Origin of the sequence: Coleofasciculaceae cyanobacterium (genome assembly GCA_036703275.1) — a bacterium.
GTDB lineage: Bacteria > Cyanobacteriota > Cyanobacteriia > Cyanobacteriales > Xenococcaceae > Waterburya.
This window is the reverse complement of the sequence record DATNPK010000067.1, coordinates 13,024-35,871: the sequence shown is the minus strand read 5'-3', so window position 1 is coordinate 35,871 and position 22,848 is coordinate 13,024. Positions and strand designations below refer to the sequence as shown.

Annotated in this window: 20 protein-coding genes; 12 read left to right on the top strand and 8 right to left on the bottom strand. The window is 40.3% G+C overall.

Translation table 11 applies throughout. From position 1 onward, the window contains the following. On the bottom strand, positions 1 to 110 hold a 110-nt coding region (locus tag V6C71_12040), incomplete at its 3' end, for a helix-turn-helix domain-containing protein (GenBank protein HEY9769206.1). Positions 111 to 368: 258 nt separating this feature from the next. Here V6C71_12040 and trxA point away from each other — a divergent pair. From trxA to V6C71_12020, 4 genes are all read left to right on the top strand, one after another. Next, positions 369 to 695 carry a thioredoxin gene (trxA, locus tag V6C71_12035; protein ID HEY9769205.1) on the top strand — a complete coding sequence of 109 codons (327 nt, stop codon included), beginning with the start codon at positions 369 to 371 and terminating at the stop codon, positions 693 to 695. 72 nt (positions 696 to 767) lie between these two features. Continuing rightward, complete coding sequence (locus V6C71_12030) at positions 768 to 896, top strand: hypothetical protein (protein HEY9769204.1); 129 nt, start codon at positions 768 to 770, stop codon at positions 894 to 896. A gap of 205 nt (positions 897 to 1,101) precedes the next feature. Beyond that, positions 1,102 to 2,166: an LOG family protein gene (locus V6C71_12025; GenBank protein HEY9769203.1), complete on the top strand. Its 1,065-nt coding sequence runs from the start codon at positions 1,102 to 1,104 to the stop codon at positions 2,164 to 2,166. 185 nt (positions 2,167 to 2,351) lie between these two features. After that, positions 2,352 to 2,573 (top strand): hypothetical protein, encoded by a 222-nt coding sequence (locus V6C71_12020; protein ID HEY9769202.1) that lies wholly within the window; start codon positions 2,352 to 2,354, stop codon positions 2,571 to 2,573. A gap of 70 nt (positions 2,574 to 2,643) precedes the next feature. Here V6C71_12020 and V6C71_12015 read toward each other — a convergent pair whose 3' ends face one another. After that, positions 2,644 to 2,934: a hypothetical protein gene (locus V6C71_12015; protein ID HEY9769201.1), complete on the bottom strand. Its 291-nt coding sequence runs from the start codon at positions 2,932 to 2,934 to the stop codon at positions 2,644 to 2,646. Positions 2,935 to 2,976: 42 nt separating this feature from the next. Here V6C71_12015 and V6C71_12010 point away from each other — a divergent pair, with 42 nt between their 5' ends. Together V6C71_12010 and V6C71_12005 are read left to right on the top strand one after the other, a co-directional pair. After that, complete coding sequence (locus V6C71_12010; protein ID HEY9769200.1) at positions 2,977 to 4,209, top strand: lipid-A-disaccharide synthase-related protein; 1,233 nt, start codon at positions 2,977 to 2,979, stop codon at positions 4,207 to 4,209. Positions 4,210 to 4,227: 18 nt separating this feature from the next. Further along, positions 4,228 to 4,980 (top strand): HAD family hydrolase, encoded by a 753-nt coding sequence (locus tag V6C71_12005; protein HEY9769199.1) that lies wholly within the window; start codon positions 4,228 to 4,230, stop codon positions 4,978 to 4,980. Between the two features lie 81 nt (positions 4,981 to 5,061). Here the strand turns inward: V6C71_12005 and V6C71_12000 are convergent, their stop codons facing one another. Next, entirely contained in the window at positions 5,062 to 5,901 is an 840-nt protein-coding gene (locus V6C71_12000; GenBank protein HEY9769198.1) for a hypothetical protein, read from the bottom strand. A 224-nt stretch (positions 5,902 to 6,125) separates the two neighbouring features. Here V6C71_12000 and aroC point away from each other — a divergent pair, with 224 nt between their 5' ends. Continuing rightward, positions 6,126 to 7,247: a chorismate synthase gene (aroC, locus tag V6C71_11995; protein ID HEY9769197.1), complete on the top strand. Its 1,122-nt coding sequence runs from the start codon at positions 6,126 to 6,128 to the stop codon at positions 7,245 to 7,247. Positions 7,248 to 7,364: 117 nt separating this feature from the next. Then, a complete protein-coding gene (bchD, locus tag V6C71_11990) occupies positions 7,365 to 9,392 on the top strand; it encodes a magnesium chelatase ATPase subunit D (GenBank protein HEY9769196.1) in 2,028 nt (675 codons plus the stop codon). Positions 9,393 to 9,658: 266 nt separating this feature from the next. Here bchD and V6C71_11985 read toward each other — a convergent pair whose 3' ends face one another. Together V6C71_11985 and V6C71_11980 are read right to left on the bottom strand one after the other, a co-directional pair. Further along, positions 9,659 to 12,181 (bottom strand): CHAT domain-containing protein, encoded by a 2,523-nt coding sequence (locus V6C71_11985; GenBank protein ID HEY9769195.1) that lies wholly within the window; start codon positions 12,179 to 12,181, stop codon positions 9,659 to 9,661. 258 nt (positions 12,182 to 12,439) lie between these two features. Next, positions 12,440 to 14,974, bottom strand: coding sequence for an EAL domain-containing protein (locus V6C71_11980; GenBank protein HEY9769194.1), 2,535 nt, complete (start codon positions 14,972 to 14,974; stop codon positions 12,440 to 12,442). A gap of 306 nt (positions 14,975 to 15,280) precedes the next feature. Between V6C71_11980 and V6C71_11975 the strand changes: the two genes are divergently transcribed. Continuing rightward, complete coding sequence (locus V6C71_11975) at positions 15,281 to 15,985, top strand: DUF928 domain-containing protein (protein ID HEY9769193.1); 705 nt, start codon at positions 15,281 to 15,283, stop codon at positions 15,983 to 15,985. A 211-nt stretch (positions 15,986 to 16,196) separates the two neighbouring features. Here the strand turns inward: V6C71_11975 and V6C71_11970 are convergent, their stop codons facing one another. The 3 genes from V6C71_11970 to V6C71_11960 all read right to left on the bottom strand — a co-directional run bounded on the left by V6C71_11970 (position 16,197) and on the right by V6C71_11960 (position 17,547). Next, a complete protein-coding gene (locus V6C71_11970) occupies positions 16,197 to 16,343 on the bottom strand; it encodes a hypothetical protein (protein ID HEY9769192.1) in 147 nt (48 codons plus the stop codon). Positions 16,344 to 16,391: 48 nt separating this feature from the next. Beyond that, a complete protein-coding gene (locus V6C71_11965; GenBank protein HEY9769191.1) occupies positions 16,392 to 17,132 on the bottom strand; it encodes a WecB/TagA/CpsF family glycosyltransferase in 741 nt (246 codons plus the stop codon). A gap of 88 nt (positions 17,133 to 17,220) precedes the next feature. Next, positions 17,221 to 17,547, bottom strand: a complete 327-nt coding sequence (locus V6C71_11960) for a YbjQ family protein (protein ID HEY9769190.1) — start codon at positions 17,545 to 17,547, stop codon at positions 17,221 to 17,223. Positions 17,548 to 17,641: 94 nt separating this feature from the next. On the opposite strand from V6C71_11960, the gene V6C71_11955 reads away from it, so the two are divergent. The 3 genes from V6C71_11955 (at position 17,642) to V6C71_11945 (ending at position 22,838) form a co-directional block, all read left to right on the top strand. After that, positions 17,642 to 18,610, top strand: a complete 969-nt coding sequence (locus V6C71_11955; GenBank protein HEY9769189.1) for an ADP-ribosylglycohydrolase family protein — start codon at positions 17,642 to 17,644, stop codon at positions 18,608 to 18,610. Between the two features lie 294 nt (positions 18,611 to 18,904). After that, a complete protein-coding gene (locus V6C71_11950) occupies positions 18,905 to 21,385 on the top strand; it encodes an HDIG domain-containing metalloprotein (protein HEY9769188.1) in 2,481 nt (826 codons plus the stop codon). 82 nt (positions 21,386 to 21,467) lie between these two features. Continuing rightward, positions 21,468 to 22,838 (top strand): GTP-binding protein, encoded by a 1,371-nt coding sequence (locus V6C71_11945; protein ID HEY9769187.1) that lies wholly within the window; start codon positions 21,468 to 21,470, stop codon positions 22,836 to 22,838. Positions 22,839 to 22,848 lie beyond the last annotated feature (10 nt).

Below are 22,848 nucleotides of genomic sequence, written 5' to 3'. Positions count from 1 at the left end.
TTATTGAGAGCAAAATTCCACCACCAGCGAGAACAACCCATAGCACCTGCTAGTTGCTGCTTTTGCTCGTCAGTCGGATAAATTCGTACTTTCTGTGCTTGTCTAATCATTATTACCATCATATCATATAATGATAGAATTGCTCTAGATAAATAATCCGCACTCTAGTTCTAGTTCGTTATCATCCCCCACTAAACTCCGTTACGTCGCTTTGAGGGGGAATTCTCACTTACAAATGTTAAGTCTTGCAAGTGAAAAATTATTACTTTAGATGTAAAGTCTAGTTGTTTTACATAGTGTTCATCATTGACCGTGGTAGAATCCTATATTATTGAAAAGGATTTGTGGTCATTTAGGATTTAACAAGTATGTCATCATCAGCTGCGCCAGTAACAGATGCAAGTTTTCCAGAACAAGTTTTAGAAAGTTCAGTTCCAGTATTAGTAGACTTTTGGGCGCCTTGGTGCGGTCCTTGCCGTATGGTTGCGCCAGTAGTCGACGAAATTGCCGAGCAATACGAAGGACAAATTAAGGTAGTTAAACTAAACACAGACGAAAACCCCCAGGTTGCCAGCCAGTATGGTATTCGTAGTATTCCTACCCTAATGATTTTTAAAGATGGTCAGCGCGTAGATATGGTAGTGGGAGCAGTGCCAAAAACTACTTTGGCAAGTACATTAGAAAAATATCTTTAATTTGATCTTTCTGACCAATCGTAATTGTAGCTTCAGCAATTCTTCCTGGAGATTTGAGCTGGAGCTAATTTTTTGTTTAACAACCTTCAACAGTCAAAAATTTCCCTAGAGCGCGATCGCCATAAAAAGTCAGAAGTCAGGAGAGTTTTGCTATCTTATAACATCTTAGATCTTGGTGTAGAAAAGTCCATAAATGATTGATTTGCTTGTCAGCCATGTCTAAGTTTTTGTTAGGTTAGCGATCGCGCTCTTTTGAGCTTCATCTCTTCAACTAATGCGCGAGAACTGGTATTACTCAAAAAATACTTGCTTAATTGGATTTAGAAGCACAAGTAGTTTGCTTCGACAAGAGTTTTCTCTATGTAGCTACAATAGTTGAGGATCAAAGGTCTTTCTCACCCTTATTATGGATTTATCTTCTAATAATTCAGCAATTTTAGACCAGCAGCTAGACAAATTATTATCTAATCTCGCTAGCCATCCTCACCGCAAATTGATTCAGAGGGCTTTAGAGGTACTCTTAAGAATTGCTGAGTCAGATACCGAACGTCTTAACTGGAAGATTTTGTCTGCATCTTTAGAGGATTTGGAACAGGGCTTTCAAAAGTTTTATCCTTACCGGCACACTCGCAAAATTGCTATTTTTGGTTCTGCTAGAACTTCGCCTCAACAAGCTGAATATAAAATGGCGGTTGATTTTGCTCGTGGAATGACTCAAGCTGGGTTTATGGTGATTACAGGGGCAGGAGGAGGCATCATGCAGGCAGGGAACGAAGGTGCAGGAAGAGCCAACTCTTTTGGTTTAAATATTAAGCTACCCTTTGAGCAAGGCGCAAATCCTTTAATTAATGGGGACGATAAATTAATTAATTTTAAATACTTCTTTACTCGTAAACTATTTTTTCTGAGAGAAAGTGATGCGATCGCCCTTTTTCCTGGGGGGTTCGGTACTCAAGATGAAGCATTTGAAACTTTGACTTTATGTCAAACAGGTAAATATGGTCCTGTACCTTTGCTATTAATCGATCGACCTGGAGGCGATTATTGGCATTCTTGGAATGACTATATTTGCAGCCAGCTAAAAGACAAAGGTTTAATTAGTCCCGAAGACCCTAGCCTGTACACTATTACCGATCGCCTTGACGTAGCATATCAAACGATTAAGAATTTTTATCGCGTATATCATTCCAGTCGCTATGTCGGTAAAGTGTTTGTCATGCGCCTCAACCTGGAACTATCGGATCGAGCAGTAGAAGGTTTAAATCAAGAGTTTGCCGATATTTTGAGTCAGGGAGAAATCCGTAAAAGTATTGCTTTACCCGAAGAAAAAAAGGATTCAGAGACAATTGACCTACCTCGCTTAACTTTTTATTTCAATCAGAAAAGTTTGGGTCGTCTCCATCAACTTATTGCTAAGATAAATCTGCTGGGGGATTCGTCTGAGGCTACAAAACATCCCGAATTGAAGTAATTTTAATTGCTTACTGATAATTAGATTAATAAATAACGCTTAATATTAAGCTTTGTATGAATATATATCTTATATCTTAATGATTTCTTTAGATTTGCTCGAACTGAAGTATGATTTATATCGTCAGCACAGTGTAGTTCTGAGCTAAGACAATCAAAAAACATTGCAGAAAAAGGTGAAGCAGCTTGAATACCTCATTATTACGCCAAACCTGGAATTTGATCGAGGCAACCAATGCCTTAGAACTTCTCGAAATTGGAGAAGCAGAGTTAATACAGCAATTGGTAAAGCGTTTAGATGCTCAAATACCGCTAGCCGATCGCGATCGCGCCAGCATTAATCACTATCTTCAGTCCAAAATTGGTTTAATTAAAGACACCGCAGAATCTCGCTTAGTCCTAGCTTGATAATTATTAATTAATTAGATTTTGTCTAATATGTTGAGTTGTCGCTTCAGCTCAAGCAGTATTTAATGACTTAAATACGCCGCCAAATTCGATAGCTTTGGTTCAATAGCCAAATTAGCTGTTTAATCTTTGCTGTTTGTAACTGAAATAATTGGTAGCGTTGTCGAGCTTGACAAATATTACTTTGTCCTTGACAAATAACTGTTGGAGCGACTCTTAATAAAACATCAAAATAACTTTCATAATTAATCAAAATAGTAGTGATTCGGGCAACAAGTCCTCGTAATTGCCAAATCCGAATAGCTATGTAAATATTTAGCAGCGTAATTAATAAATTAACGCAAATAATTAAAAATATCATTAACTTGTTTATCGTAAAGCCGACTCAACTGGTCAAAATTGAATGAAACTGTTGGTTCTTAGTAATGGTCATGGAGAAGATCAGATAGCTATACGCATTATAGAACGGCTGCAACAGGATATTCCAGAATTAGAACTAGCTGCTTTACCGATAGTCGGGCAGGGTTACGCTTATATAAATCTTCAGATTCCCCTCGCTGGCAAAGTGCGACAGATGCCTTCGGGGGGGTTTATTTATCAAGGAGGCAATCCACTATGGCAGGATATACGTAGTGGGTTGGTTCAGTTAACCATAGAGCAGTTAAAGTTAGTGCGTCAGTGGGGTAATGCAGGCGGAACTATCTTGGCCGTAGGTGATATCGTACCGCTACTCTATGCTTGGTTTAGTAAAGCTAATTATGCTTTTGTTGGTACGGCAAAATCGGAGTACTATCTACGAGACGAAACTGATTGGTTCGCCCAGACTTCGTGGATAGAAAAAAAAATTGGCTCCGTATATTTGCCTTGGGAACGCTGGTTGATGAGCCGTAATCAATGCAAAGCAGTTTTTCCCAGAGATAGTTTGACCACCGAAACTTTGCAACAATGGTCGATTCGGGCCTACGATTTTGGCAATCCAATGATGGATGGAATTACAAATAAAACCAGGCAGATAGAATTAGAACAGCTAGGGCAGCTAGATATTCTATTGTTACCAGGTTCGAGAATACCAGAAGCTTTAACAAATTGGCAGAAAATATTAACCGCAGCTTGGACGACAAGCAAAATTTTGCCTGAAAAACAATTAAAGTTTAGTACGGCGATCGCACCTGCATTAGATTTAAAATCGTTTATGATCTATGCTGTAGCTCAGGGCTGGCGAGTGAGCGCAAGAGAAACTTCAACCATCACCCTGACTCAGGGTAACCACATCCTAGTTTTGAGTCAACAGCGCTACCAGGAGTTTCTAAAACAGGCAGATATCGCGATCGCTATGGCGGGAACAGCAACTGAACAGTTTGTTGGCTTGGGTAAACCTGCGGTCATTTTTCCTGGGGAAGGCCCTCAATTTACCTATGCTTTTGCCGAGGCTCAATCTCGATTGCTGGGATGTTCGATTGTCATGGTAGAAAACCCTGCTCAAGTCGGTAATGCGATCGAAAAGCTCATTAATGATGCTCAGCTATTAAAACAAATTGCTCTAAACGGCAAACGCCGTATGGGAGGATCTGGAGCAGCTCAAAAAATCGCTCAATGTCTGCAAAAAACATTGCTATTGCCAGAACAGCTAAATTAGCATAACTGACTTAAAAATATGATTAATCGATTACAGGGTCTAATCTTTGACGTTGATGGAACTCTGGCAAATACAGAAAGAGATGGGCATCGAGTGGCTTTTAATCGGGCTTTCGAGGAAGCAAAATTAGATTGGCATTGGTCAATAGAATTTTATGGTGAGCTATTGACTATTTCGGGCGGAAAAGAACGCCTTGAATATTTTCTGCGTCAATATTTACCTGAATTTCAACCCAAGGGAAATTTAACTAATTTTATTGCCGAGCTCCACCAGCTTAAAACCAAACACTACCTAACGTTGCTAAGGAGTGGCGCAATTCAATTGCGTCCAGGTACGAAAAGATTAATTGAGGAAGCTAGACAAGCGGGGATAAATCTAGCGATCGCTACCACCTCATCTTTGCCCAATGTAATTGCCTTATTAGAAAAATATCTCGACCTCGATTGGTTTGAGGTAATAGCAGCAGGAGATATTGTCCCAGCTAAAAAACCGGCGCCCGATATTTATCGTTATGTTATTCAGAAAATAAAGCTTCCTGCTCAGAATATTCTCGTTTTAGAAGATTCTGATAACGGACTAGAAGCAGCCACGGCAGCAGGATTAAAAACTATTGTCACGGTAAATAACTATACTGAGAACCAAGATTTTAGTCGAGCGGCTTTAGTGGTCAGTGACTTGGGAGAACCCGAACAGCCTTGTCGAGTTATTCAAGGTAATTTCTCAGCAGATTATCTGAATATTGCAAATTTAAATTCAATTATCAGTGAATAGCTCTAGCTATTTTTCGGTTCAGATTTAGCAGGATCAAAACTTAAAGAGCGGCTTGTTTAACTTGTTTTTAATGTCGGTACTTCACTTGAGTTTGGCATAGCAAATCCAAGTATAGAATTTTGCCTCATCAAAGAATACATCATGAGCTGGCTTGGTTACTTGCTTGAGTAGTGGCTCTGGAGTCGGATAAGATGTTTCATTCCAATCGTCTCCCCAACGAGTGCGATCGGGTTTAAATACTGGTGGAAACTCATAATAAACATCAAGATTTTTCTGCAATAAGCCTGCATCAATGTCGTTAGGCTGGATCGCTGCTTCGCTTTGAGACGTAAGCATTGGGCTAATTTCAAGCAGTGTGGCAACCTTTCTGAAGATCTTAGACGGGATACCCTGATTAATTAATTTTGGTTGAGAATTAGTCGGCTCAAAGCCAGCATGAGCAAATGCTTTTTTTAAGCTGTAGCAATCTCCTTGCGAGCTAGGATAATTATCTTCAAATATTACGTGTTTAAATCCAAACCATTGGCATTGCTGTAATCGTTGGTAGGCGTTTTGGTGATCGTCAAAAAAGGCGAGAGAGCGAGCGCTGATGTCTGACCAATCTTGTTCGGTAAAGTCGCGATCGCAATAAACCGCCTTCTCAGAAATATATTCCCTGCGTCCTAGGTTTAAATCGATAGACACCAACTTAGCCTCAGGACAGGCTTTTTCTAGTAGCCAGGTACTTTGTCCTTTCCATACGCCACTTTCGACAATTAAGTCTGGGGACAACTTTTTGGCGATAAACCAAACAGCAAACATATGAGGTGCTTTCATTCCACCCTGATTTTCTTGGATAGGGCGATCGCCATAAATCGTTGAGAACTCATCAATACTTGCCGTGATTTCTTCTCGAGTCCAAGGCGGATTACCAATTTTCATTTTGCGCTTCTATTTTTTCGATTTTGATATTGCCAAATATTTGCTGAAATTCTACCAATATTTTTTTGGCTTAAGATTAGACCAATTCAGAAAAAGATGATTCAACTACCCCACCCTATTTCGTTTTTCGATCAATTCTGAACAAACAATAAACAAAATGTAGACAAATAGCAAGAGAAGTTGCGGTACAATACAAACGCTTTACCACCTCGCAATAGGGCATCATGGGCAATATATTTGGGCAAATATTTCGCATTACAACATACGGAGAATCTCACGGGGGAGGTGTCGGAGTAGTTATTGATGGCTGTCCTCCACAGCTAGAAATTAGCGAAGCAGAAATACAGGTAGATCTCGATCGCAGAAGACCTGGACAAAGTAGAATTACTACACCTAGAAAAGAAAGCGATACTTGTGAAATTATGTCTGGAGTTTTTGAAGGTAAAACTACAGGAACACCAATATCAATTTTGGTCAGAAACAAAGATGCTCGATCGCAAGATTACAATGAGATGGCAGTAAAGTATCGTCCGTCTCATGCTGATGCTACCTACGATGCTAAATATGGTATTCGTAACTATCAAGGCGGTGGACGTGCTTCGGCGCGGGAAACTATTGGTCGAGTTGCAGCAGGTGCGATCGCGAAAAAAATTCTCAAAGAAGTCGCCGGGGTAGAAATTATCGGCTATGTTAAGCGGATTAAAAACATAGAAGCGGAAATAGACTCTAGTACCGTAACCAACGCTCAGGTAGAAAGTAATATAGTTCGCTGTCCTAACCCTGAATGTGCCGAAACTATGATTGAGCTGATCGATTTAGCCAGAAGAGAGCAAGATTCTCTCGGTGGAGTCGTAGAATGCGTCGCACGTCACGTACCCAAGGGTTTGGGCGATCCTGTATTTGACAAGTTAGAAGCAGATTTAGCTAAGGGTATAATGTCGCTTCCTGCTACTAAGGGTTTTGAAATAGGCTCGGGTTTTGCTGGCACAACTATGATGGGGAGTGAGCATAACGATGAATTTTATATTGATGAAAATGGTGATACTCGCACCGTCTCTAATCGTTCGGGTGGAATTCAAGGAGGCATCTCCAATGGAGAGAATATAGTAATTCGAGTCGCGTTCAAACCCACAGCGACGATCGGCAAATCACAAAAAACAGTTACCAAAGGTGGCGAAGCAACTCTACTTGCTGCTAAGGGGAGACACGATCCTTGCGTATTACCTAGAGCAGTGCCAATGGTGGAAGCAATGGTAGCATTGGTATTATGCGATCGCCTTTTGTATAATCAGGCGCAGTGCAAAACTTTGAGTAGCTCTTTCAATACTGTCAGCTCAACTGAATGAGAACGGCAAACCTTGTTCGCTTAACCTAACAATACTCTTTGAGTTTGTCCCCCCAAATAGATTAAAGTGAGAAATTAGTACGTCCTATTATCCAAAAGGAATTCAAAGGCGATCGCCATGTCTGCTGTAACTACTGTACCCAAGAATTTTAACTTTCCCCTGACTGCCGTTGTCGGACAAGAAACAATTAAGCTGGCTTTACTATTGGCGGCGATCGATCCTGAATTGGGCGGTGTGGCGATCGCTGGTCGTCGGGGAACGGCTAAATCGGTGATGGCGCGAGCGATCTATAGCCTGTTACCACCGATTGAAATTATTAATGGTTCTCTGTACAATTGTGATCCAGCTAAGCCTCAGAATTGGGATGACGATACTGTAGCTAAATACGGCGATACCGCCAGAGAAAATATTCCGACTCAGATTGTCCCCGCTCCTTTTGTCCAGATACCGCTAGGGGTAACAGAAGATCGGCTGTTGGGTTCGGTAGATGTCGAAGAATCAGTTAAGCGAGGTGAACCAATATTTCAACCAGGATTGCTCGCTCATGCGCATCGTGGAGTTTTATATATTGATGAAATTAACCTGCTAGATGACCAAATTGCCAATCAACTTCTAACAGTTTTAACCGATGGACGTAACGTCATTGAACGAGAAGGAATTAGCTTTCAGCATCCCTGTAAGCCGATTTTAATTGCTACCTATAACCCCGAAGAAGGAGTGTTGCGGGAACATCTTTTAGATCGAATTGCGATCGCACTTTCGGCTGACGCTGTATTGTCTTTAGAACAAAGGGTTGAAGCGGTTAACCAAGTAATCGATTTTACTAACTCTCCCCAAACATTTGTCAGTGCTTACGAAGGAGATCTCGATAGCCTTAAGACTGATATTATCTTGGCGCGGGAATGGCTTAAGGAAGTCAAAATAACCCACGCTCAAATTCTGTACTTAGTACAGGAAGCAGTCAGGGGAACAGTAGAGGGACACAGAGCCGAACTATTTGCGGTCAGGGTAGCAAAAGCCTGTGCAGCTTTAGATGGTCGAGACAACGTTATTGCGGATGATTTACGTAAAGCAGTCGAGTTAGTTATTATTCCTCGCGCTACTACCATCGAAGCCCCACCAGAAGACGCACCCCAACCGCCACCGCCACCACCGCAGCAACAGCCAGACGAAGAACCCAACCAAGATCGAGATGAAGACGAGCCGGAGGAAGAGGATGAAGAACAAGAAGCAGAACAAGAGCCTCCGGCAATTCCTGACGAGTTTGTCTTTGATATTGAAGGGGTAGTACTAGATCCAGAAGTACTTACCTTTGCTCAAACTATGCAGCGTCAGGGTAAATCTGGGGCGCGGAGTTTAATTTATTCCGAGGATCGCGGACGGTATATCAAGCCGATGATTCCCAAAGGGAAAGTTAAAAGAATTGCGGTAGATGCCACCTTGCGTAATGCTGCACCCTATCAAAAAGCCAGAAGAGAACGTAACCCAGGTCGTAATGTCATTATTGAGCAAAGCGATCTACGTTCTAAACGCATGGCGCGGAAGGCTGGTTCGTTAATTATCTTTGTAGTTGATGCTTCTGGTTCAATGGCACTAAATAGAATGCAGTCGGCTAAAGGTGCAGTAATGCGTCTATTAACCGAAGCTTATGAAAACCGCGATCAGATTTCTTTGATTCCCTTCCGTGGGGAACGCGCTGATGTATTACTGCCTCCTACCCGTTCGATTACGATGGCAAAAGGTAGATTAGAAAGCCTTCCCTGTGGTGGTGGTTCTCCCCTGTCTCATGGTTTAACCCAAGCGGTAAACGTGGGCATTAATGCCCAAATGTCGGGAGATATTGGACAGGTAGTAATTGTGGCGATTACCGATGGTCGAGGTAATATTCCCTTATCCCGTTCCCTGGGGGAGACTCCCGAAGCAGGAGCAGAAAAACCAAATATCAAAGAGGAATTACTGAATATTGCGGGCAAAATACGAGCTGTGGGCATGAAATTGCTGGTAATTGACACAGAAAGCCGTTTTGTCTCCACTGGTTTTGCCAAAGAACTAGCTAAACAAGCTGGCGGAACATATTATCATTTACCTAAAGCAACCGATCGAGCGATCGCAGATATGGCAAGAGGCGCAATTTCTCAGATGTAGTTGATGAAAGTAAAAGAGATAATTAAGCTAGTTGAAAAGAATGGCTGGTATTTAGCTATAACAAATGGAAGAAGCAATCTTTCATTTGGAAGGATTGAAATTAGAAGGTTATGAAATTCCCGAACCAAAACTACTTCAACCTACATCGAAGCTTTAGTTTAGATAAGTTAAGGCGATCGCAGATATGGTAAGAGGCGCAATTTCTAATCTTTAAAATTGTAACCAGTCGAGCAACATATTTTTGCTGCGGCTAAAAACTTGAAAAACTATAGCCAATTACCTAGTAGCACATAGGAAGCCCAGTAGAATGGATGTCTATACCAGCGATTATGCAACAAAGATAACTGTGCTTGGCGTACTGCTTCGGCTTTAGGTAAATGCCGCTCTGATAGTTCTCGATAAAAATCACTCATTAGTTCAGCCGTGGCGCGGTCATTAATCGACCAAAGAGTTGCCAGGGTGCTTTTTGCTCCTGCCCGCACTGCCATTCCTGCTAATCCTAATGCAGCTCGCTCATCCCCTGTAGCTGTTTCACAAGCACTCAAAACTAATAGCTCGAGCGCATTTTCTTGACCAGGATTTCTAGTTTGTAAGATGTTATCTAACTCATTAATTTTAATTCGCTCATCCCAAGCTAAAAGAAATGTATCTTCGATTGAAGAGCTAAACTGTCCATGAGTCGCAATATGTACGATCGGATAGTCAGAGAATTGGATTTCTTTTTTGAGTGCCTCGCTAGTGAAATTTTGATTGAGTAGAACAACACTATTAACTCGTGATTCAATTTCTGCCAGCTCAGAATCAACGTAATCTAAAGCAGAGAAACCTTTGATACTTTTAGTTAATCCCGCAGCAATTGTTTTTAGCTGCTTCTGTTCTAAAGGACGAGGATTAAGTAACTGTAGCCCAGGAGTGAGGGCGATGCTGTAATCTTCAATTAGAAAGTGTTTACCATCATACAGTGCGCTTAAAGGGACATTACGAAACGCTCCATCAGGAATAAAGACCAAGGTTTTAATTTGGCTGATAGCAAGATCATCTAGAGCAGGGCGAATGATTAAATCGTATAGCTTGCGGGCTGGACGGTAGAAATTACGGCGACTACGCACAACTATGTTTTGGCGAAACTGCTCGATAATTACTTCTAACTGCGCTTGAGAAATGTTAGTCGAGTAATGCTGAAGAGGTTTATTCGGTAGACTGAGAATTACTTCTAAGCGATCGCTTAAGATAATCGGATAAATTACTGCTGCTTGGCGATCTACGTTATCTATTTTGACGACTTTGGCATCTAAACAAGCTTCGCGAAAAAAGTTATTTAATTCGGCTACCTGTAAGGATTCAATCACCTCTCTGGCTCTTTCTAAGTTAGCTTGACTTCTTTCTCCATCAGTTTCTAGTAACAGGCTAACTAATCCTCGATAGACTGGCTCAACACTGTCGCGAAAAGAATACTGTACATCTGGATCGATGGCTACTAAGTCTCGACTTAAAGACTTGAGCAACTCTACTGCCTGAGAATAATGAGCGATCGCACCTGGGCGATCTCTCAAAGCCCGATCAATTCTGCCTAGTTGCCATTGCCAAAGATAACTAACTTCTGGTGCGTTAATACTTTGAGCTAAAATCAATGCCTTCTCCGTATACTGCTGGGCATTGTGCCAATCTTGTAATTCTTCTTGAATCTGCCCCTGTAAACCTAGACTGTATGACTGGGCTTTTTGATAGTTAATTACTTTAGCTTGATTAACTGTCTCTGACAAAAACTGCTCTATTTCTGATTTGCTAGGAATTGCTAATTTTTTTTGACCCTGAGTTTTGGACTTGTATAGCTCGACCAAACTATGAGCAAAATTAATTTTTCGGTCAATATTCGCTCGATTAGCTGGCAAATAAGCGAATTGTCGTTTAATCGTGGGAATTAATTTGCTAGCCTCTTGCTCGGAGGAGGTGTCTAACAAGAGATTTAATTGGGCGAGATAAATCTGTAGCGGCAAATCAGTTTGCAGACAATTTTGTTGCTTTTGACAAGTTTCTAACCCTCGATGATATAGCTTCAAAGCTCGGTCTGGATTACTGGCTTTGTAGGTGTTACCTAATACCAAAAGAATCTTGCTTTGTTCACTAGAAGACTCTAAACCAGAGGCAATAGTTAAACTTTGCTCTAAAATCTTTTGCGATCGCTCTACCTCCCCTACCAGTCGTAAAATATCACCGTAGCTTCTAAGTCCTGCTACCTTAATCAAAGAATCGGGCTGTTGAGCTAAACTACTTTCTACCTCAGTTAAAGTTTTGAGCGCGCGACGATAAAATCCCAGCTGTTTAAACGCACTGGCTTGATTGATCGAAGTTCTAATTACTCCCAGCTCATCCCCTGCTTGTTGATAATTATCTTTGGCTTCTGACCAAAGAGCGATCGCCTCTTCTGCTTTTCCCTCGCTTAGGTGTAAAATTCCCTGGTTGTTTAATATTTGTGCCTTAGCACTAACTCGCTCATCGAATGCCAGGCGAGCATCTCGACGCAATAGATCTAAACTATTAGCAATATTTTCCGTAGCTTGTGACCAATTATTTAGCTGACTATGAGCTAAAGCTAAGTTACTCAGTACTCTTACTTGGCTTATAGTATCTTGATGAGGATATATCCGAACTGCCTGTTGCCACAAATCTGCTGCTTGTTCAAACTGACCGATTGAATAAAAATATTTTCCCTGTGCTTCAAGTTCTTCAGCAGTATTATTTTCCATCACCCCCTCAACAATCGAAGCTGTAGCGAAAACCGAAGACATTTGGTAGGTACTGGAGAATAAGCCAATCGACAATCCCACTATGATAAAAATAAACAACAGCAAACAACGCTGTCTAAATTTGGAGGTCATAACAGGAGTAAACCTTAATAAAAATTCGGATTACTAATATAGTTCCCAATTCCCTAGTTTTAATTACCAAACGGGTCGATCATCCTCGGCAGTTGGTTACCATTGACGATTACAAACATGACAACAGTTTTTACAGCAGATGACATCAATCAGTAATCAGCAATCAATTTAAACCTTCCAGCTTTTATTTTGAACAAATAACTCGGTAGCATCATTTTTTGATAGTGGTTTGGCAAAGAAATAACCTTGACCATATTCGCAGTTAAAATCCTGCAAAATTTTTTGTTCAGCTTCTGTTTCAATACCTTCAGCAATGACATCCATTCCTAACCTGTGAGCCAGAATGATAATAGTATTAACAATCTCCTGGTTTTTAATTCCTTGACTCATGTTGCTCACAAAAGAGCGATCGACTTTGAGAGTATCAGTAGGAAAACGATGTAAATAACTAAAAGAAGAAAAACCCGTACCAAAATCGTCCATGCTGATTTTAATCTTCAACTCTTTAAGCTGATTGAGCAGAACAATCGTATTTTCGACATCATCCATCACCATACTTTCAGTAATCTCCAGCTTAAGATTTGCTGCATCCAATCCTGTAGTGCTTAATGTCTCTTGGATTTGCGCGACCAGATTAGTTTGGGTAAACTGTCTACTAGAGAGATTAACGCTCATCGTGACAGATTCGGCAAGAGAAAATTGTTCGCGCCATTGCTGCATCTGACGACAGGCGGTAGCTAAAATCCATTTTCCCATGGGTACAATTAAGCCTGTTTCTTCGGCAATGGGAATAAACGCACCAGGAGAGACAAAACCACGTTTAGGGGACTGCCAACGCACCAAAGCCTCAAATCCTTGAATAGCTCCTGTTTTTAAGCAAATTATTGGCTGATAGTAAAGTTCAAACTCTTGATTAATAATTGCCTGGTTTAAATCGCCTTCTAGCTGGAGTCGTTTTAATGCCTGTTCGTGCATCTTGGTGGTAAATACTTCATGTCTACTTTTACCTGATGCTTTTGCCAGATACATTGCCGTATGAGAAGCCTGTAATAACTCTTCTGGCTGAAAATCTTCACTAAGTGGATTAAATGCTATGCCAATACTGGCAGAGGTAAAAATATCCTGTTCGCTAAGTTTAAACGGGACAGCCAATGCTTGTTCAAGCTGGTTCGCCAGATCGATTGCTTCTGCGGTATCTTTTGCAGTTTTAAAAGCGATCGCAAATTCATCAGCACCAACTCTAGCCAGGATAGCCTTGGAGTGTGAATGTTCTTGGAGACGTTTAGCCGTGGCAATCAAAATGCGATCGCCTGCCTGATATCCTAAACCATCATTGATTAATTTGAAACGGTCTAAATCGAGACAGAGAATTGCAATAAAGCCTTGGGATCTAGTTGTATGTCTTTGCTTGAGTTCTTTTAATCGTTTGGTAAACAAAGTGCGATTTGGTAACTCAGTCAGAGAGTCATAGAAAAGGTTGTACAGTGCCTTATAACCCAAAACGCTAGCGGTGGTGACGGCAAAGACAATAGCAGCAGGAACAAAAGGAATCCAGCCTCCAGCAGCAAAAATTATCAAATAAATTCCCCAAAGGCTTCCGACAACAACCATGCCAATGATAATAATTGACAAAGGATGCCTTAACTTCCAGGCGATTACCGCGGCCAGTAATGACCAACCCCAAATCCAAAGATCCTCAATCCATTCAGACCAAAACCAGAATAGGGATGCGTCATCTAACACCACACTCAAAATTTGGCTCACCATTTGAGCATGAACCATTACCCCTGGCATCGAGCCTTGCGCGCCTTTGTAAGGAGTTGGATAGATATCTTTAATACTTGGCGCACTTGTGCCGATTAAGACGATTTTGTCTTTAATTAAATTTGCGGGAACATCTCCTGCTAATATTTCTGATAGGGTTACTGTCTGAGCAATATTTGGCGATCGATAATTAATTAAAACTTGCTTACCTAAAGTTTCTGAAGGCTTAAGCTGGTAATTTCCAGAATTTGTTTTAAGGTCAGGAAATACTGCCTCGCCAATCTGTAAATAATCATCGTCAACTTTAAACTCAAGATTGCGCTCCTCTAGGTATTTAAGACTGAGGCGTAAAGAAAAAGAATACATTTCGGTAACTTCTTCTGAACCAAACTGAACATACATCAAATTGCGACGCAGCACATCATCTTCTACGTCAATCACAATATCATTAAAGCCAATTTGTTCTGGGGCTACTCCTGGTGGTGCAGATAAACTATTGTCTCCGCTGCCGATCAATTGAATCACAACTACATTATCTCGCTGCAATTCTTTTCTGAGGGCTTTTGTTCCTGGAGGATAAGCAACTTCTCGGTAAAGATCGAAACCAATTACTTTAGGCTGATGCTGCTGAAGATTTTTTAACACTTGAGCAATTACTTCATCGGTAATCGGAAAGTTTTTTTGTTGCTCAATATCTTGATCGGTGATTTCTACCACTAGTAGTCTGGGGTCAATTTCATTTTTACTATGTAAATTCACCATCCAATCGTATGCCAGCAGTTCTAAAGCCTGTAAACCTCCAAAACGCCTCACACCCAATACTATTGTCGTAATAAAAATAGTTAATAATAGTAAAGAAAATGTGTAGGTACCAACCCAATTTTTGACTTGTTTAAATTTTTGATATTTAATTATTAATTCGTTAATAGCCAATTTCATTAAATATTTCTATGATTTAAGTTTGACGGACGGTAAAATAGGTTTTTCTTAAGTATATTTTCTGAAAAAATATTATTTTTTTTACGGAATTAAGCAATTTCAACTAAACAAAACAAGGCAGAAAACAAGGTTCATAACAAGTATAGTTAGAATTAACAGATATGGCATATATCATAATTTATGAATAAAATAATAAATATATTTCACAACTAATTTGCCGAAGAATAAATGATGTTGAATATAAAGTATATATCAAATAGATTTACTACCTTTTTTAGCTTATTAATAGTTTTAAATTTTGCACTGTTGGTTTCTGCTAACTCAGCTACAGCAGAAAAAAAAGGCAAAGTAAAAGTCGTTAATTCAGATTTTGGTTTACCAATCCATCGCCGAGATGGAGGCAGTAGAGGTAGCAGGGATAATTGTGTTAGTGATGCTGAGAATCAAAATTTGATAGCCCTAATTCCGGAAAAAACTGTAGGAATTAATGCTTCTGCTGCTCCTAAGTTATTTTTTTATGTACCTGAGGTTAGTAAACAAAGAACATTAGAATTTGTACTCCGCAATGAACAAGATGAGCTGATGTACGAGGCTTTTCTCTCTACTGAGGGCAATGGCATTATGAGCGTAGAAGTCCCAGCTAACATACGCTCAAATTTATTACAAACCAAGCAAAATTATCATTGGTATCTATCAATGATCTGTGACAATCAACAGCGTTCTCGTGACATTGTTGTTGAGGGTTGGATGCGTCAAGAAGCGATCGATACTGCCACCAAAGAGCAGTTAAATACTGCCAGTTCTATAAAGCAAGCAGAAGTTTATAGTAAACAGGGTTTTTGGTATGATGCCCTATCGGTATTGGCAGAAAATCAAGATTCCATTGCCGAACAGCCAATGGTCAAACAAAAATGGTTAGAAATGCTTAAATCAGTTGGATTAGGAGAATTAGCATCCAAACCCTTTGTAGAAACGGAATTGGTTAAAGCCCCCGTTGGTTTTTATAGGTAGAATATTATGGCAAAATAACGCTTAAATCAGCTAAATTACTGTTTATTAAAACAATAGCTTTAATCGCTTTTATAGCTAACAAAAATTGCCAGAATCAAATAGGTTCAGAAAGAATTAAATATAATTGAATAGAGCTGAGGTAGTATAGTTATTGACTAAAGCCTCAGCTTTTTTATTAGCAAAATTACTACTAGATCAGACGATGATTTGGCTAAAAACGATTGTAAATATCTTGAGAGTTAGAATTAAGATAAGGTTGTTCCAAACTAATATTTGCTTGCCTAAAGCGATCGCGAATACAGTTTAGTTGGAAAATTGCTTGAGCCAGCAACGCGAACAAGCGATCGATAATTGACAAATTGTTAGTTAAAATTTAACCTAAAAATTTTATCAGCTTGACTGTATTTTAGAGCGACAAAGAACGCCAGAAAAACTTGGGCAAAGATAACATCCTCCGCCAACGCCAAGGTTCTTGATAAAGACGATAAGACCACTCTAAATTATTATTTCTTAACCACTCTGGCGCCCGAGCTTTGTTGCCTGCCCAAATATCCAGGCTACCGCCAACGCCAATCCAGATCGAATTAGGACATAAAGCGCGATTTTCCTTAATCCATAGTTCTTGTCGAGGTACTCCAATGCCAACCAGAATTACTTGAGGTTGTTTTGCTTGTAAAATCTGCTTCCATTTTGTTTCCGCTTCTCCAGAAACATAACCATCTTGAGTCAGGATTGATAGGCGAGGAAATTTTTGTTGCCAAGTTTGAGCAGCTTGTTGGGCAGTTTTGGGAGTACCGCCGAAAAAACATAAAGAATTTGGCTCAACGGATGTTCCCAGCTGCTCGATTAACGATTCAGCCAGTTCAATTCCAGGGCATCGTTGATGTTGGCGACCCCGCAGACGCATATAAATTACAATACCAGCACCATCAGGAATAACTAATTCGGCTGCTTCAATGGCTTGACTCAAGGCTGCATCTTCTTCTGCCATCATGGTCATTTCGGCATTTAAAGTAACAACATGAGTCCCAAGTTTTTGATTCAGTCTAGCTATAAGCCAATCTGTATAATTATCAAGTAGATGAACTTGAAGATTGAGAATCGCAAAGGTAGGGGGAGTGGGCAAATTACTATCTCTGGACAACATAAATTTTGCTCAGTCAATAAAGACTAGTTTAGATTTTGGCTTATTAGTTGTTTGTTAACAAGTAATAAGCAGATGCGATCGCCCAAAGCTAGCCTAATTTAACTGCTGTTCCTGTCGCGGTGATTAAAAGTAGTACTCCTTTCTCATCAACATTAATTGTTCCCGTATCTATTTCAATACCAATGACTGCATCTGCATTCAACTTACTTGCGCGCTGTATGAGTTCATCAATCGCTTTTTGCTGACCTTTTTCAAACACTCTTTCATAGCTTCCAGTGCGCCCACCGATGGTATCCCTAATTCCAGCGAAAAAATCCCTGAGGACGTTAGTACCATAAACCACTTCGGCGGTAACCACCCCTAAATAGGCTGCGATGACTTGGTTTTGAATTGTATCGGTTGTGGTAACTAACATTAAGTTTATGATAATTATAATTAGTTTCTGAATACATTATATTGATTTTTATCCATTGCTAAAGATTACAGTTCTCAATTGTGAGATGAATCATATGAGCATTAGTACTTTTGACCGATTTCAAGGAATTTGGTTGGGCAGCGTAATCGGACAAGCTTTAGCCAATCAAAAAGGCTGTTGCGCTCAAACTAAAATCATTAATTTTCCAACGCAAAACTGGCTAGTGGAGCGAGAGAAAATAGCCCAGATTGTGCTGACAACTGAAAATCTTTCAGCTAAAGACATTGGTCAACAGTTAGCCATTCTTCAAAATGCTACCAGCAAAGATGATCGGCAAGCCGAATGCGGTAGCAGTCTGCTATTTTTGTTATCTTTAATCATTTTTTATGGTGCTAATCTGAATTTTTTGAGCAAAATTATCGCTCAATATAACTTAAAGTCAGCAAATTCCCAGAAAAATGCCGAAATTAGAATAGACATATTAATATGGAGCTGTTTATTAACCACAGTTTTAAATAATAAATTTAAGCCAGATATAAACGTTAAGTCGATAATTAGACGAACAACAAATATTGCCGAGGTGGAAAAAACTTTATTGATAGAAATGCTAGAGATAGTCACGGAGGCAGCTAAAAGTGGAACAAGCCTGCATCAACTGACCGAAGAATTACCGTCAAGGGGTAATTCTTGGCAAAAGGCGATCGCTTTATCCTGGTATTGTTTTACGACAACTCCTAATGATTTCCGACTATCGATTCAAAGGACTGCCAGCCTTGAGCCAAATATAGCCTGGTTAACGGCTGCTCTTACCGGTACTTTGTCTGGAGCATATAATGGTATATCACTAATTCCCTGGAGGTGGAGGGCGATTGCAAATCAAAACTCAATTTATCGTTTAGAAAGCCAAATAGCAATAAAGTTATTTGAGTCTTGGCTAGGAGTATATTCGATAAATAGCAACTGTAAGTTATTTAATCAGCAACTTTATGCTGTCGCCTCTCCCCAGATTATTCAGCCACGCAAGGCTTTAAGGATTATTTCTCAAAAATCTTTTCTGGATTAAAGGTAGCTCAAAATCAATCTAAATTCAGCTTTTTAAAATATCCATAGCCAACTGTATAGTAAAAGTGAACGGTACTCTGCCTTCGGAGGAAAAAAATCATCGGTTTCTATAAGAATCTTTTGGCAAGCTAAATCTTATTTTCCTAGTTTTTAGATTGAGCAAGTTTAATAGTGTTATGGTCAAAAACATTTTGGAGAGAAATATTTGACAGATATTAACTACTCTGTCATCAAAATCATGAGTTTCGACCAAAATTAAGCATGGCGATTCAATCGCTTCTAACAATCCTCACCTATGATGAAAAGCTGGCATTCACTAATCCAAAAAATTGAGGAATGGCGATACAGGTATCAACACCAAGGAGTTTTTTGGTGGGGAAAAAGCTCTAAGGAAAGAAAGTCGCTTAAATTTACGGGCAGATCGAGTTTTGGGCAGTCAAGAAGAAAAAATCATCAAACCAATCTGAAAGATTTCTTACTGATGTTGACCCTGGGTATAATTGCTTTAACCAGCGTGGTTGGCTATCGATTTTACAATCAGCCACAGTTGACCGTAGGTAAAATTTCTCCCTTAACTATCAAAGCTCCTTATGCAGCGGAATTTGAAGATACTAAAACTACCTTAGAAAAACGCAAAGAAGTACAAACGGCTATTGTTCCTATTCTCCAGCAGAATGAATCATTAACAGCGGAAATCAAAAGCACGCTAGATTCATACATTCAAAGTATTGACGAACTTAGAAAAACCACGGCTCCTTTTCCTTTTACCGACACAGAAGACCTATCTTTAGCCAGTCAAAGATATATTCGTTTGTGTCCTGAATTAGAATTTAAAGCAGTTTTGGCTTCGGTAGCACAGAATATTGATTCAGAATTAACCGACCAAAATAGCAAGAGTTTTTCTTTAGAGCAAAGACCAGACTTTAATACCGGCTTGCAAAAAGCTGCTTCAGAGCTACAGAAATATCGAAGCAAAACCTCAGAAACTGAATTTAATACTCTCATCGCTCAAATTACTTTGACTCGTTATCGCTATTCTCAAGCCTGGAAAAAGCTGGCGCGGGGAAAAACTGAGTATTTAGATGAAAAAGAGTCGATCATTCTGTTAGATTTGACCGAAAAAGAGTGGAAAGCAACCAAAAATACAATTTTGCTGGCTGTCGAGCGAATTTTAGCTCAGGGAATTCCGATGGGCATTCCCTCAAACCTTTTGGAACAAGCAGTTACAGCACAGATTAATCCCGACATACCCGAGGAAACCGAGCGTTTGTCGAGTAATTTATTACTGGGAATTCTCAAGCCAAATTTAGAAGAAGACAAAAATGCTACCCGCAACATTGCCGAGAAAGCTGCCATGGCGATCGACTCGGTTTTAGTAGAAGTTGAACAGGGAGAAGTTATCGTCGAGGAGGGAGCGAGAATTTCTCAAGCAGATTTTGTACTTTTGGACGGTTTTAAACTGAGTCGGCGCGGTATTAACTGGCGAGGATTAAGACAGTCGGCAGTTTTCGTCACTGCAATTGTCGGTATATTTTTAGTCATTCAAAGCAAAATCTATACCTCGATCCGCCATCGCGACTACCTATTATTGTGTTTGCTGGGTATAAGCGCGCCTTTGTTAAGCGTTTTGGAAATTCCCTATACCAGTCTGCCAGCCATTGGATTATTGGTTAGTAGTTTTTATACTCCGACGCTGGCTATTTGTGAAGTTGGATTAGTGACTGGACTAGTAATATTTAGTAATCAAACGTTAGGGTCTACTTATCTCTTAGCAGGAGTAGTTGGCGGATTGATTGCTGCTATTTTCGCTGGAAGATTGCGATCGCGCGAAGCCATAGCTAGATTGGGCATTGCCGTGGGCTTATCTCAAATAGCCGTTTATTTAGCCACCAATTTAATTGTAAGTGCTAGTCCTGCTAGTATTTGGTCAGCAATTTTACCTGATGCCATTGTCTGTGGTTTATTTGGAGTTGCTTGGATTGTGATCGCGATCGGCATATCTCCCTATTTGGAACGCTTTTTCGATCTGATTACGCCAATTCGTTTGGCAGAACTATCTAATCCTAATTTGCCTCTACTTAAAAGATTGGCGACTGAGGCACCAGGTACGTTTCAACACACGATGTTTGTCGCTTCTCTGGCGGAAGCTGCTGCTAGAGAATTGAACTGTAATGTCGAACTGGTTAGAGCAGGAACTTTGTATCATGATATTGGCAAAATGCACGATCCTCTAGGGTTTATTGAAAACCAAATGGGTGGACCAAATAAACACGACGAAATTGACGATCCTTGCATCAGTGTCGAAATAATTAAACAGCACGTCAGTGAAGGATTGATCATGGCTCGTAAATATGGTCTGCCCAAAGCAATTCGTGATTTTATTCCCGAACATCAAGGAACTTTATTAATCGCCTATTTTTATTATCAGGCAAAAAAAAGAGCTGAGGCAGAGGGAACGACGGTAATAGAATCAGACTTTCGCTATGTTGGGCCAGTTCCTCAATCAAGAGAAGCGGGAATTATGATGCTGGCAGATGGCTGCGAGGCAGCGTTGCGATCGCTGCGAGATGCGACTCCCAAACAAGCTTTGAATACAGTACAAAAGATTTTCAAGTCTCGTTGGCAAGATAGCCAGTTAATCGATAGCGGATTGGGTTATGATGAGCTACCAATTGTTGCCGAAGTTTTTGTTCGTGTTTGGCAACAGTTTAATCACAAGCGTATTGTTTATCCCAAAGGAGCTTTAGATTTAACGTTTAAGCAAAATAAGAACTAGAAATAAAGCAGCAATCTGTCACTTTTTAATTAATTTAATTACTATCAATCAGGTTAATTCACATCAAGCGCATTATTTTACCGTGAGCAAAAAAACATCGAGGCAGGAAGCTCAACTAAATCAGGCTCATGCTAGCCTACAACAGGCAATTTCTTGGTATTCTGGTTTTCGCCGTCATGGCGGTTCTCCTCCAGACGATCGCCTTCAAGCCGCAGTCAGAAGCGATTTAAAATCTCTCCAAAATGCTTTAGATAAGCTAGACCGCAAGGCAATTCGTATCAGCACCTTTGGTTTGGTGAGCTGTGGTAAATCATCTTTAATTAACGCTCTGCTAGAAAAAGAAGTAGTAACCACTGGTCCACTTCACGGTGTGACGCAATCTCTGACTATTTTGCGCTGGAATCCTTTGCCAGAGCTAGGGCTAAACGCTGAGTTAATTGATACTCCTGGTTTAGATGAAGTGGCAGGAGAAGCCAGAGCGATAATGGCGCGAGAAATTGCCCAAAAATCAGACTTAATTCTGTTTGTGGTATCAGGAGATATTACTCGAACTGAGTATGAAGCTTTGCGTGAGTTGAGAAACACTCAAAAGCCTTTGATCTTGGTATTTAATAAGATCGATCTCTATCCCGATCAAGATCGTCACAAGATTTATCGACAGCTACAGCAGCTCAATGCTACCCACAGCCAAGGCAATTTAGAGGATATTATTATGCCCCACGAAATTGTTATGGTAGCTGCTAAACCTCAACCGATACAGGTTAGAACCGAATCGCTAGACGGTACTGTAGAAAATACCTGGGAATATCCAGAGCCTCAAATAGAAGAATTGCAGTCAGCTTTGGCGCAAATTTTGCAACAGGAGGGTAAATCGTTGTTAGCATTAAATGCTTTGGTACAGGCTAGAGATGCACAGCTAAACATTGCCTACAAGACAATTGAACTTCGTCAGTCCCAAGCTCAGAAAATTATTGATAAGTATGCCCGTTATAAAGCGATCGCCGTCGCTCTAAATCCGATTATTATTGTGGATTTAATTGGCGGTCTGGTAGCCGATTTAGCCCTAATTCGTTCTCTGTCTAAGCTATACGGTCTGCCAATCACTACTTACGAGGCAGGAAACTTATTGAGGCGAATTATTGCCAGTTCTGGTGGATTATTACTGGGAGAATTCGGCAGCAGCTTATTTTTAGGTGTAGGTAAAAGCGGGGCAGTTTTGACGAGCGGATTTGATAGCACAGGCGCAATTACCGCTTATTTGGGTACTGCCACCCTCCAGGGAGCGATCGCTGGATATGGAACTTACGTAATCGGTCGGGTGGCACAGATATATTTAGAACAAGGCTGCACCTGGGGCGAAATGGGGGCTTCAACCCTAATTCAAGAAATATTATCTCAAGTTGAACCGAATACGCTTATTTATCGCTTGAGACAAGAGTTATTAGAACTGTAAGAGTGGATTA

Coding starts and splice junctions, on each gene's coding strand:
- V6C71_12015 (HEY9769201.1), bottom strand. CDS start 2,934: ATGATATTTTTAATTATTTGCGTTAATTTATTAATTACGCTGCTAAAT.
- V6C71_12025 (HEY9769203.1), top strand. CDS start 1,102: ATGGATTTATCTTCTAATAATTCAGCAATTTTAGACCAGCAGCTAGAC.
- V6C71_11965 (HEY9769191.1), bottom strand. CDS start 17,132: ATGTTGTCCAGAGATAGTAATTTGCCCACTCCCCCTACCTTTGCGATT.
- V6C71_11985 (HEY9769195.1), bottom strand. CDS start 12,181: ATGTCTTCGGTTTTCGCTACAGCTTCGATTGTTGAGGGGGTGATGGAA.
- V6C71_12010 (HEY9769200.1), top strand. CDS start 2,977: ATGAAACTGTTGGTTCTTAGTAATGGTCATGGAGAAGATCAGATAGCT.
- V6C71_12005 (HEY9769199.1), top strand. CDS start 4,228: ATGATTAATCGATTACAGGGTCTAATCTTTGACGTTGATGGAACTCTG.
- V6C71_11955 (HEY9769189.1), top strand. CDS start 17,642: ATGAGCATTAGTACTTTTGACCGATTTCAAGGAATTTGGTTGGGCAGC.
- V6C71_12000 (HEY9769198.1), bottom strand. CDS start 5,901: ATGAAAATTGGTAATCCGCCTTGGACTCGAGAAGAAATCACGGCAAGT.
- aroC (HEY9769197.1), top strand. CDS start 6,126: ATGGGCAATATATTTGGGCAAATATTTCGCATTACAACATACGGAGAA.
- V6C71_11950 (HEY9769188.1), top strand. CDS start 18,905: ATGATGAAAAGCTGGCATTCACTAATCCAAAAAATTGAGGAATGGCGA.
- bchD (HEY9769196.1), top strand. CDS start 7,365: ATGTCTGCTGTAACTACTGTACCCAAGAATTTTAACTTTCCCCTGACT.
- trxA (HEY9769205.1), top strand. CDS start 369: ATGTCATCATCAGCTGCGCCAGTAACAGATGCAAGTTTTCCAGAACAA.
- V6C71_11980 (HEY9769194.1), bottom strand. CDS start 14,974: ATGAAATTGGCTATTAACGAATTAATAATTAAATATCAAAAATTTAAA.
- V6C71_11960 (HEY9769190.1), bottom strand. CDS start 17,547: ATGTTAGTTACCACAACCGATACAATTCAAAACCAAGTCATCGCAGCC.